We start from the raw sequence: 11,881 nt of genomic DNA on the forward strand, positions 1-11,881 counted from the left end.
CTTGACCAATTATTGGCAAGGGTTAGCTACTTACAGCGTACGTCTTATGTAGTTAGCGTTTTATTAATAATATCGATAACCTTTTCTTCTTCCTCATTGATAAAGAAGTGTCCACCCTGGAGAGTCACGATCGTACATGATTGGCTCGTATATTTTCTCCACTGGTTAATATCATCCAATGTTACGAGGTTATCATCATCTCCCGTCAGGACAGTCATATCGATATCCCACGTTTCTTGATCTGCCACCAAAAAATACTCTTCTACATTTTTATAATCACCCCTCAGGACAGGAGTGAAAATTTCCATAAGCTCTTTGTTCTCTGCTACTTCTTTGGGGGTACCGCCAAGCTGTATGATTTCCTGGATGAATTCTTCACCCGGCAAATGATGAATCTTTTTTTTGTCCCGAATATGTGGAGGATGCATGCCAGATAAAAATAGATGCCGCGGCTTTCTCCAGCCATTTTTTCGGATTTGTTTCATGAGCTCACAGATGTAAAGAGACCCCATACTGTGCCCAAACAACGAATAATCGCTGTCTCCAATCTGCTCCATTATGTAGGAGGAAACGTCTTTTACACCGTCGGGCAAGGAAGGGTAACACGGTTCTTTAAAACGCCTTCCTCTCCCCGCCAACTCCACCGGAAGCAGCTCAATTCTTGGGTCCAGCTCTCGTCTCCACTTACTAAAAACAGTGGCCGAACCACCTGCGTAGGGCAAGCAAAATAACTTCATGTAATCAGAGCTGTTATTGTTTTCCACTGCGTTTTCCCCTTTATTCAAACCACTCGTAGTAATAAAACGTCTTGAAGGGCATAGCTTCGCCATCTCGTGTATCGAAGGCGTATACACTACTCCATGTCGTATGACCCCTGACTTATTCTAATGTGCCTAAGCTTCAATAAAATGCATCAGGTTGTTATAAAAGAGGATAAAAAATCCTTCCCATGCATTCATTTCCTTCTGGCAGGAAAGGTTTCATGACAAACAAAATTTAGAAAGATAACTTTTCCCGAATAAAATTACCTTTTTAAAATCTCCGCGCATCTTATCTATCTCAAAATAACAAAATTTCTTTTATCTGGAAAGCTTACAAATATACTACCCCACGCTTTCACCCTTGTCAATGTAATTGACGGACTGTTTCTATTTCTCACACAATACAACATCATTGAAATGGGGATGAAGGATGTGAGTACGAATGTGCATACGAATCACGTACACTAATTAATGAAAGAATCTGATTCCAAGCTTCTACTATACTCTTTTCTTCTTTATCGAGTGAGTAGTTCTTTTGAATATAGTTGCTAGCTTTGATTGACTTTTCCATAAAAATATCGTTGGATTTATTAAACTGCTCGATAGCCCGTTCGACTACAAGTGTGAACTGTAAAACATCCCCATTCGATATGGTGTAACTAAAATCTGGTTGAAAATACTCTCTACCAGCCAAGCCATTGTACCCAATCACGATACAGCCACACGCCATCGCTTCAGCCGCGGGCAAGTAAAATCCTTCTTGCGTTCCGAAGCTTAAGAAAATGGATGCTTCTCTGAGGATTCTCGCTACTTCTTTATGAGGCTTTTCGTAAATGGGGGTAAGTTCCCACCCTTTTAAAGCATCTCTGATTTTCAGCATATAGATAATCTGTCGTATGTCGTGAGGGTTTTTCGTGCACATAAAAGCAATTTGTTTCTTTTTCGCAGCTTTATCAAAATAAAACAAGGATGAATCGATGCCGTGTTTGATTCGATAGATGTTTTTGTCAGGAAAACAATGTTTTAAGTAGCTTCTATCATTTTCAGATACAACCAATACGGCCTTTACTTCTTCTTTGTGGTAATAGGACGATAACTTATTTCTTAATAATACGACTGGAAGCGGAAGATTATTGAACGTGTGATAACAACCTTGGTTAAAAATCACTTTATTTCTGACTTGAAATTTTTGTGGAAGGGATGGAACGCTGAACTCGGGGAATACCACGATGTCATTTTCACTTATATCTTCTTTGTGATAGCAGATTGGCGTATCCTTCCTAAACCATGAGCAGCGAAATCCCTCTTCTTCATGGTATATATACGAGGGAATCCCGTTTTTATTTAAAACGTTCACATGTTGATAGCCTTGCTTTATACCGCCTATCTCTCTATCAATTGAAGAGCACCAAATATAAATTGCCATGTCTTTCTGGCTCCTTTACCATGTTCCCGTCTCTACTGCCGTTTTGTAGGCTAGGTCATCCCGACCATCTCTGCTCGATTCAATACCTCTTTCACATGCTGCAAATCTTCAACCGAACGAATGCAACTAAAAATGATATGTTTAATCCCGAAGTCCTTGTATCTACGAAAATAACTTGCTACCTCATCGTAGGAGCCAACCAATAATGGCCCGCGAAAAGCCTTGCCTTGTTCGGTAGGAAAATAAATACGCTCTTCTTCTTCTGTATAAAATCCTGACGCTCTTCCCTGCTTCTTCACAATCTGCATAAATCGCATGGGGACTTCCTCTTTTGCCACTTCGATGGCTTCCTGAGACGTTGGACGTGCGATAATGCCAAGTCGACAACATAATTCCACATGCGAATCATAAAGAATGTCAAAGCTGTTGACAAGCTGAGAGATGGGACTTGCTAATTGAATAGCTACATCAACCGACTGGAGGGCGGCTTTTTGAAATAAGGAGGAGGCCCCTGGCATAAAAATGATCGGTCTCAAATCCTCATCCACTTGCGCAAAGACTTGCAACTCATTGTACGTATAGTATTTGCCACTGTATGTTAAAGGGTCATTTGACTGAAGTAATGACCGCAATATCTCTATGTATTCCACTAAGCGATCGAAGCGTTCCTCGGCCGGTACAGTATCATTGACTTGCCGAAGCTCGGATGGCGATTGACCAGGTATTAAATTTAGCGCTACTTTGCGCCCGTACAAGTGGACTAGCGAATGTATCATTTTGGCAGCGGAGAACGGAGGAATTGTATTTGGCTGCAATGCGATGATCGGCAGATGATTGTTTGTAGCTTGTAAGGTGCCAGTGGCAACGATCCATGGATCAAGCGTAGTATGCTGATAAAAAAGCAGGGACCCTGCAAACCCATTCTCCTCTAATAATTTTGCGGATTCGTGGATGAGGTGGAGTTGATTCTTGTCATTATAATGAAGCCACATTGGTAAATCTGCATAAAATTTCATATACATTCCCACCTTCCAAATTAAATAGACTCCTGCTTTACTTTCCCCTCTATATAAGTAATCAACTCTTGGATGGTTTGAAAAAGTTCGACATTCAGCATGTCATCTTCAAACTGAAATCCAAATTCATTTTCAACCGCAACCACCAGTCGAATAAATCCAAGCGAGTTAATTCCGACATCTTGTAAGCGGATTTCCTGGGACGAGAAATCAATCCCGCTTTGTTGCAAGTTATCCGGACTAATTTGAAGCTCTTGCATCTGTTTCATGTAGATGTTCACCAATTTTTCTTCGATTTCGTTTTTGGTTATCATACAAATATCCTCCTTTATAAAAAGATTGAAGAAACGCGAAGGTTTAGAGCAACTTCGGTTCGTGTCTGCGCAATAACGTCAAAAGCTTTTCCATCACCATTGCTTCCTGAGCGGCTATTTCATCAAGGTATCTCATGATTTTATGAAGGGTTTCTTCTTCCTGCTGCATATAAAATTTCAGCATAAGATTGCGCGTATTTCGCGCTTTACGCTCTATTTCTGAATAACCCTCATAAATCTGATGGGACGAATTCAGGTAGCTAGTGTTTTCCTGCATATATTTGATGCGGGATACCATCAATCTTTTGTGCTCCCACAAGGTGTGAACGTGACGAACATCAAAATGGGTCTTTCCCTCGAGCAGGTGCTGGTAATAGTCTTGCAGGCACTGATATGTTTCCAAGCCGTAGGCACAATGGTTCCAAGGCTTGGAAATCATGCGAAATCGTGTTGAGGTATTTTTTGAATACAGATACTCTTCTAGCGTTTCCTGAACCAATGTCAAATCAAAATCATACTCTCCCGATTCCTTGTATTTATACAAATAAATGCGATTGCAAACCGCCTGGTGATCAATCTGGTCTATGCTGTCGTAAGCCAATTCAAAGTTTCGGAAGGACACACTCGTCGAAGCAAACGTCTCTTTATCCGTAAAGCCGAGCAATTGAAAGGTTTTCTCCTGAAGATCGACTCCATGTATAAGTACATCGTGAGAGAGATTACTTTTTTGATAGACTTTGCGCTCCGGGATGTAATACTCATCCACATTGAGGTAAACATAGTAGCCGTCCAAAAGACAATCGCGAACAAAATCTACGATATTCCTTTGGACGATGCTCATCGTGCCTCTCTCAAAATGTTCAACGTGAAGCCATGGATTCAACTTGTAGTCATGGATGTAAAAAGTAAACGGGACAGGTGGATTCGGGCGCTTGTCGAAGCAGACCTGGATGAAATTGCTGTATAACCAAGGCAGGCTTCTTTCGTCCTTTAATACAATACACAGAGGAAAGGCAAAAAATTGATAGCCGAAAATGGGCGGTTGCACAACTGGCAGCATTACACTCTCCACAAGCATCTCCTCTTTTCGTATCGAATTAGGATCAAATCAAACCTACGCGAATAAACTCTTCCTTCTATTCCAAAAAAGGACCGATCATGGAGCAAGTTAGCTGTTTGATCTCCTCAGGTGATCCTTCCGCGATCACCTCTCCCCCTTTGTTTCCTGCACCGGGGCCAAGCTCTATGAGATAGTCGCAATAAGCGAGCACGTAAGGATCGTGCTCAATGAGCAAGACTGAATGCCCGTTCTCTACCAATTTGCCCAGAATGACCAGTAACTTTTCGGTGTCATAATAGCTGAGTCCAACAGTCGGTTCATCCAAAATGTACAGGTAGCTTCCCTTGCTGCCTTTTCCCAGCTCTCTGGCCAATTTTAAACGTTGTGCTTCTCCCCCACTTAACGTAGTGAGGCTCTGCCCAATGAGGATATATCCCATACCCAGCTCTTCAATCGTGCCCAGCATCTTGCTGATTTTAGCGTGATCGCCGAAAAATTCGTGCGCTTCAGAGATGGACATCTCTAATATGTCGGAAATCGTACGTTCTTTGTACCGTACCTTCATCACTTCAGGCTTGAATCTTTTCCCTCGGCAAGCTGGACATTGGTCGCTAAACACAAGTTGACCCAGCCATCTTTTTATGTAGCCGTGACCATTGCAAACTGTGCATGAGCCTGTCGAGTTAAATGAAAAAGAGCTGCGCGTGAACTGAAGGGCGATTGCCTCCTCTTGTGTGGAAAAAATATGCCGAATATGATCCCACACGCCTAAGAACGTTGCTACACAAGAATTCTCATGACGTCGTGCCAGCTTTTGTGTGACCACAATACATCCATCAATATTTTCGGCGCCTTCCAATTTGGCATCGGCATGCGTATGGACGAAATCGGTTTCGTGCTCCGCTTCATCTTCTATTACTGTCTTTTGTTTGGTCGCTTTTGCTTTCAAGGAGGCCTGAAGTTTGGGAATGAGCGTATCAATTACCAAGGAGCTTTTGCCACTACCTGATAAGCCACTGACACCCACGATGGCATGCAACGGAATAGAGACGTCGATGTTTTTCAGATTATTCGTGCGCGCATTCTTGATGGACAATGTAGAGGCTGGCGTATCCACACGGCTTGTATATTCTTTACGAGGATGCTTTTTCTCGCGCAAATACTGAGCCGTTATCGAATTAGTCGAATCCAGAAAGTCGGAGTAGTTTCCTTGATAAACAATCGAACCGCCTAGTTGTCCGGCCAAAGGACCAAAGTCCATAATGTAGTCGGCATGCTTGATCACGCTTTCGTCATGCTCTACGACAATAACCGTGTTTCCCTGTTGCTTTAATCGATGAAAGCTTTCGATAATCTTTTCTTTTTCCTTTTCGTGCAAGCCAGCCGTCGGCTCATCAAAAATATAGATGATTGAATCGACCTTTGCTGATAAATGAGACATAATGTGCAGTCTCTGGGTCTCCCCTCCGCTCAGTGTCGGGATTTCTCGGTACAGGTTCAAATAGGACAAGCCTACTGTCTCGAGACAATTCAGTTTACGGAGGATCTCATTGATCAAATGGGTAATAAAGGGGGTATGTGGCCTCGTTGCCAGATAATGCTGGAAAAATGTCGTCAACTCCCCAACATTCATTTGGCAAAGCTGGCCGATATGCTTGTTATTGATGGTGATCGAGAGTGCTTGCTTTCCTAACCGAAACCCCGCGCACCGGGTGCACGGTCGTGTTGTCTGGAGGTCTGCTATTTGCTGCGTGTTGATCTTTTTCAACTTTTCCTCAATGACTACACTGACCCCATAAAAGATCAGGTGACCCTTGCTTTGCGTCCGCTTTGGTCGATAATGCAAGAACGTTTCCTTGGCTTCACGCGATAATTCTATAAAAAGAGTATCCGGGCTCAATCCATAGTGTTTCGTGAAATTTTCCAACCTTTTGGAAACGTACTCCTTTTCCTCTTTTTTTGGTTGGGGAAATTGGTAGGCGAACTGATGCCAGCGTTCAATCGTTTCATTGGCAGGCGGCAAAATTTTTTCGATGTTTACCTCCGAAACGTATCCTCTCCCCCCGCATGTTGGGCAGGAACCGTGGGGGGAGTTAAACATAAAGATGCCCGGGACATATTCACTTGGTTTTTGTGGATCTGCGACTTCGCCCGCTCGTTGTCCCTCTTGGGCATAAATGATAGCCAGCAAGTTAAGAATACGCGTGACTGAGCCTACAACCGATCGCGGATTCAGATTGCTCACGGTCCTCTGTTGCACGGCAATCGTCGGACTTAGCCCTTGAATCATGTCAAACGAATCATAGTGCAGGACATCATGCGCAATACCCAGCGCCTCCAAATAAATTCGCTGCCCTTCATGATGCAAGGTGTCGAAAATAAAACTTGATTTTCCCGAGCCGCTAACTCCTGTGACTACGATGAACTGATGTTTGGGAATCGTTGTTGTAATGTTTTTTAAGTTGTGGAGCTTTGCGTTGTAGACTTCAATTTGCACCAGTTCCCCATTCCTTCCTGCTGTTCTATGTTTGTTTTTCCTGTACGTACTGACTGATGCCTCGCAAGCCCAACTCATAAACGTTGGCCTTCAAGCCGATCACATGTCCGATGGCGTTTTCAAAAAAAATCGATTCCGCATGCCAACCGCCTCTTTCAAAAATGTTGGACATATGCACCTCAATATAGGGAATACCGATGGAGGTCAAAGCATCCAGTATGGAGTATCCGGTTTTGGAATAGCCCGCTGGATTCAAGACCACGCCATCAAGGTCGTGTAGGTGCTGCTGAATAAAGTCTATAATTTCACCTTCATGGTTGGATTGAAAAAAGAGGACATCGACTTGCAATTCGGCAGCCAGCTCACGTAGCCTGTCTTCGATTTGCTTCCACGTGACTGTCCCGTAAAATTGTGTTTCCCGCATCCCGATCAGATTCATATTCGGTCCATTAATAATGGCAATCTTCATATCGTTGATCAGTCTCCCGCCAGGCATGTGCCCTAATAAAATTGATTTTTTGACGGTATCCACAAATCTTGCATCACATCAGCTTTTGGGATGGTAACTACCAGACGCTTTACCTCCTGCAGGAGTTGCGTGATAACATCATGGGCAAATTGGTTACTGTCGTATTCTGCTCGGATCGTTAAGCGTTCCTCTCCCGGGTTAACAAAAATACGCAGCGGAAGGTGAAGCTGACCGACACTGTCACCCTGCAAATGCTTTTGCTCCCCAAGTTCGGAAGCCTGGTTCGTCTGAAAAGGAGATTGGGTATAAACCAAGCTTCGTGTATTGATCACCGTCTGTAAAAAATCAAGCGGAATCTGCGACCAATAGGTGATTTGCTGCAAAGTAATGTGCTCGTAACGTCTGATTTTCACCAGCTTTTTTTGCAATGCCACAAACCACTCTCTGATGTGGTCTGCCTCGTCGTAGATCAACCGGACTGGCAAGTTATTTGTAAACAATCCGACCATTTTGTCCATTTGATCGATTTCCGGTACTCTTCCCGATGTAATCATTCCGATCATCACATCATGCTTTTTCAACAGCCGCGCTTGCGCCAAACCCCAAGCTCCTAGGACTACCGTATTTATCGTTATTTGGTTTTTTTTGGTAAATTCTCTTACAGTATAGACCTCGTCCTGTGCAAGATCAACACTTTTCACAGCACTGACAAAGGTACTCTGACTGCTTGTGGGAGCCTGCACAAGTTGATCCTGATAACGGAACTGTTGTAGCTCCTCTGTCCAAAATTGTTTGGCTTCATGATCATCTTTTGTTTTTTGCCATTTGACATATTCCAGGAACGGAGTTGCCGGCCTATCTGGTTGGCTGATAAGAGATTCGCCTAGATGATAGTTTCCCCATACTTCTTGCAGAATGATATTCATGCTCCATCCATCAAAAAGCGAATTTTGGTAGGACCATACAAATTGATAGGCGGCCTTGCCGTATTGGATGAGATGAAAACGCATTTGCGGAACCGCATCCACGCTAAAGCTCTTTTGTCGTTCCATCGCAATGAATTCCGTCAAAGCAAGCATTTGGTCCTCCTCGGAAAGCTCCGTCCAATCCAGCACGTCTATCGATACATCTACATGCCTTTTGACAAATTGAACTGGATGCGAAATCCTTCTCCATATAAAACCTGTTCGCAACAAAGAATGACGGTTGATTACTTTTTGCCATGCCATCTCGAAAAGATCAAGACGAAGCTCTTCTGCGATCGGAAAGGACAGCAAATTGACGGTGCCTTGTCGTGCATGGATAATATTGTGATTTAAGACCAATAGTTGCATGAAGGAAAGCGGATAAACGCTTTCAACTTCTGCTGCCTCTACTACGTTCATCAAAATTTCCTGATCAGCTTTGTCCACATAGTAATACTGAATGCCCGGGACTTCTGTCGGCATCACTTCCGGGGACGAAGGGTTATCGCGTTCCATGCGAATCTGCTTCGCCAATTCCTCCATCGTCGGATAATCAAAGAGCAATTCAGAGGAAATTTCAATTTGGAGTTCTTTGACACGGGAAGCAAATTGGATGGCTATCACCGAATCACCACCCAAATCAAAAAAGTCATCTTGGATACCTATCGGGCTTTTCCCTAGTAGCTCCTCCAAAATTTTGCACAACACAGAGGCAATGTCTTCATACTTTTGTTCGCGCGGCTGCTGCTCTTTTCGATAATCAGTTGCGGGTGGTGCCAATTTCACGAGTGAGGGGTCAGAAGAAAAGCTAGCCAATAGGTTTTCCAGTTGTTGCATTTGGAAAGCATTCAGCGTATAAATGGCATCGTCATGCTGGACGAATTGGTCCCCTTGTTTTATCAAAAGCGTGGATGGGGAACGGTGCTTTTCCTGATGAAGCGTATCCACATGGGAATCGAAGGCGCTGTCAATCCAATAGTATTGTTTCTCAAAGGAGTAGGTTGGCAAAGAGAGCCGTCTCGGGTGCTGTGACGTATGGAAATTTTTCCAGTTGACGTTTGTTTTATACAGCCACAACTGCCCTAATGAGTAAAGCATCGTTTTATAGGCGCTTTCGCTATCTTTTTCAGCAAGAAAGGAATGCAGTAACGGTTCTGATTGGAAGTGTTCATGCTCCGCCAGCAATTCACATCGTTTTTTCCCTGGTCCAATTTCTAAAAAGACAGGCTTTCTCATTTTGGCTAACGTGGGCAAGCCTGCGGACAATTGATCAGGGAAGTTGATCAGCTCTCGCCAATATTCGAGGGATGTCGCTTGTTCCTCGGTTATCCACGTGTTGCTTCTATTCGACAGAAACGGGATGGTCGGTTGGCGTAGGACCATGTCTTCGTGAATATCCCCTCGGAAAAATAGCAGCTTCAAAGCGTCTTCCCAAGCAAAGACGTTTGCGAGACACGCACTGACGTATTCTCCTAGCCAATCCCCAGCCATTGCTTTTGGTGCCACTCCCCAATGCCGCCATAATTGACCTAATGCGTATTCAAGAAGGAATAGCGCAATTGTTCCGTGGAGTGGATCATGCTGAATCATTTCCGCTTGATCCCGATTATGATGATCCGGGTACATCTTCTTTTTTATATCCAGATGAAACAGTCGCTCGACCAGTCGAAAGCCTCGTTCCATCGTTTCCCGAAAGAATGGGATTAGTTGATACAAGTCACGAGCCATATTTACATACTCGGTCCCTTGAGCGGAAAATACGAAGACAACCGATTTTTCTTCCTGTTCTTCTTCCTTCTCCGTTAGAACTAGCGGAAGCTCATTCGTATTGGGCCTCTGCACTTGATGATTGCAAAGCACAATCCCGCGAAACTCGAAGTGCTCTCGGCCTGCTTGAAGTGTGTAAGCTACTTGAGATACGTCTACTTCCGGATTTTCTTTGAGATAGGTCAACATATTCTCGTAGTTTCGCTGTCTGGCTTGACTCGTTTTCCCCGAAACCGTAAGTAAATTCCACTCTTTCCTCTCTTCTTGGGACCGAGTCTCTGGAGCTTCTTCGACAATCACATGAGCATTTGTCCCTCCGATCCCAAAAGAACTGACGCCTGCCACTCTTTTCCTGATAACTGCGTTCCATTTCACCGGGCTCTTATTCAACTGAAATGGACTTCTTTCCAATTCGAGCTGCGGATTAGGATTTTGAAGATGAAGCAATGGCGGGATCGTCTCGTGTTTGATAGCGAGAACTGCCTTGATTAAGCCTGCGATGCCGGAAGCAGTGTTCAAATGTCCAATATTCGCTTTGACAGACCCTATATAGCATGGATCGTCCAGGTCTCGATCTTTGAAAACTTCCTTGAGTGCGGCAATCTCTACCCGATCCCCCAACTTCGTCCCCGTGCCATGCGCTTCCACATAACCGATATCGTGGGGGGTCACGCCCGCAACTTCCATCGCTTCGGAAATCACTTGAATTTGCCCTTCAAATCCAGGAGCGGTATATCCCACTTTTCCTGCCCCGTCATTGTTAATCGCTGATCCGCTAATGACTGCGTAGATATGATCCTTGTCTTGAATCGCTTCTTCCAGCCTTTTGAGCACAATCACACCAACGCCATCACCGAATACCGTTCCTTCTGCTTTTTCATCGAAACAGCGGCAGTGTCCATCCGGAGACTCGATGCCTCCCTGCTTGTACAGGTAGCCATGCTTGCTCAGAAACTGAATGGATACGCCTCCTGCCAAAGCCATATCGCACTCCCCGTTCAGCAAGCTTTGGCAGGCCAAGTGCACACTTACCAAAGAAGAAGAGCAAGCAGTCTGAATGGAAAGACTAGGTCCCGTCAAATTCAATTTGTAAGAGACCCGTGTAGTCAAGAAATCCTTATCATTTGCCACTTCGATTTGTCGATGGTCTAAAATGCGGAGCAAGTCAGTACGACTCACTACATGGGTCAAATATTTATTGGCCCCGATCCCAGCGAAAACGCCAACCGCTCCATCGAATTGTGATAGGCTATGCCCAGCATCTTCCATAGCATTCCATGCGTATTCCAGGAACAAGCGTTGCTGAGGATCAATAATTTCGGTTTCTCTCGGTGTATATTGGAAAAAGGCTGCGTCAAACCATTCAATATCTTGTAATCGGCCACTAGCTCGTACATAATCTGGCCTATCGATCAGAGCCGCGTCTACTCCCGACTCCAGCAATTCCTCTTTTGTGAAAAATTGAATCCCTTCCACGCCGTCGATCAAGTTGTTCCAGTATTGCTGAATATTTTCCGCTCGTGGAAATTTTCCGGCCATTCCGATGATGGCAATTTTCGAACTCAGAACATGATCATTTTCCATTCCGATTTTCCTTTCACAAAAG

The 11,881-nt window shown here is 44.2% G+C and carries 8 protein-coding genes; all 8 read right to left on the bottom strand.

All coding sequences use genetic code 11. The features are described 5' to 3' along the window. Window positions 1–44 precede the first annotated feature (44 nt). Window positions 45–764 carry a thioesterase II family protein gene (locus tag AB432_RS15835; RefSeq protein WP_235617479.1) on the bottom strand — a complete coding sequence of 240 codons (720 nt, stop codon included), beginning with the start codon at window positions 762–764 and terminating at the stop codon, window positions 45–47. A gap of 406 nt (window positions 765–1,170) precedes the next feature. Continuing rightward, window positions 1,171–2,187: a glycosyltransferase gene (locus AB432_RS15840; protein WP_053079587.1), complete on the bottom strand. Its 1,017-nt coding sequence runs from the start codon at window positions 2,185–2,187 to the stop codon at window positions 1,171–1,173. 50 nt (window positions 2,188–2,237) lie between these two features. Continuing rightward, window positions 2,238–3,203 carry an LLM class flavin-dependent oxidoreductase gene (locus AB432_RS15845; RefSeq protein ID WP_048033100.1) on the bottom strand — a complete coding sequence of 322 codons (966 nt, stop codon included), beginning with the start codon at window positions 3,201–3,203 and terminating at the stop codon, window positions 2,238–2,240. Window positions 3,204–3,223: 20 nt separating this feature from the next. Further along, entirely contained in the window at window positions 3,224–3,517 is a 294-nt protein-coding gene (locus tag AB432_RS15850; protein WP_048033101.1) for an acyl carrier protein, read from the bottom strand. A 43-nt stretch (window positions 3,518–3,560) separates the two neighbouring features. Next, complete coding sequence (locus AB432_RS15855; RefSeq protein WP_235617480.1) at window positions 3,561–4,595, bottom strand: hypothetical protein; 1,035 nt, start codon at window positions 4,593–4,595, stop codon at window positions 3,561–3,563. Window positions 4,596–4,653: 58 nt separating this feature from the next. Then, complete coding sequence (locus AB432_RS15860; protein ID WP_048033103.1) at window positions 4,654–7,074, bottom strand: excinuclease ABC subunit UvrA; 2,421 nt, start codon at window positions 7,072–7,074, stop codon at window positions 4,654–4,656. 25 nt (window positions 7,075–7,099) lie between these two features. After that, window positions 7,100–7,570, bottom strand: coding sequence for a type II 3-dehydroquinate dehydratase (locus tag AB432_RS15865; RefSeq protein ID WP_235617481.1), 471 nt, complete (start codon window positions 7,568–7,570; stop codon window positions 7,100–7,102). A gap of 5 nt (window positions 7,571–7,575) precedes the next feature. Continuing rightward, on the bottom strand, window positions 7,576–11,859 hold the full coding sequence (locus tag AB432_RS15870) for a type I polyketide synthase (protein ID WP_048033105.1): 4,284 nt from the start codon (window positions 11,857–11,859) through the stop codon (window positions 7,576–7,578). Window positions 11,860–11,881: the final 22 nt, after the last annotated feature.

The sequence above is a fragment of the Brevibacillus brevis genome (assembly GCF_001039275.2).
In the GTDB taxonomy this organism is placed as follows: domain Bacteria; phylum Bacillota; class Bacilli; order Brevibacillales; family Brevibacillaceae; genus Brevibacillus; species Brevibacillus brevis_C.

Coding starts and splice junctions, on each gene's coding strand:
- AB432_RS15855 (WP_235617480.1), bottom strand. CDS start 4,595: ATGCTTGTGGAGAGTGTAATGCTGCCAGTTGTGCAACCGCCCATTTTC.
- AB432_RS15870 (WP_048033105.1), bottom strand. CDS start 11,859: ATGGAAAATGATCATGTTCTGAGTTCGAAAATTGCCATCATCGGAATG.
- AB432_RS15850 (WP_048033101.1), bottom strand. CDS start 3,517: ATGATAACCAAAAACGAAATCGAAGAAAAATTGGTGAACATCTACATG.
- AB432_RS15845 (WP_048033100.1), bottom strand. CDS start 3,203: ATGAAATTTTATGCAGATTTACCAATGTGGCTTCATTATAATGACAAG.
- AB432_RS15865 (WP_235617481.1), bottom strand. CDS start 7,570: ATGCCTGGCGGGAGACTGATCAACGATATGAAGATTGCCATTATTAAT.
- AB432_RS15840 (WP_053079587.1), bottom strand. CDS start 2,187: ATGGCAATTTATATTTGGTGCTCTTCAATTGATAGAGAGATAGGCGGT.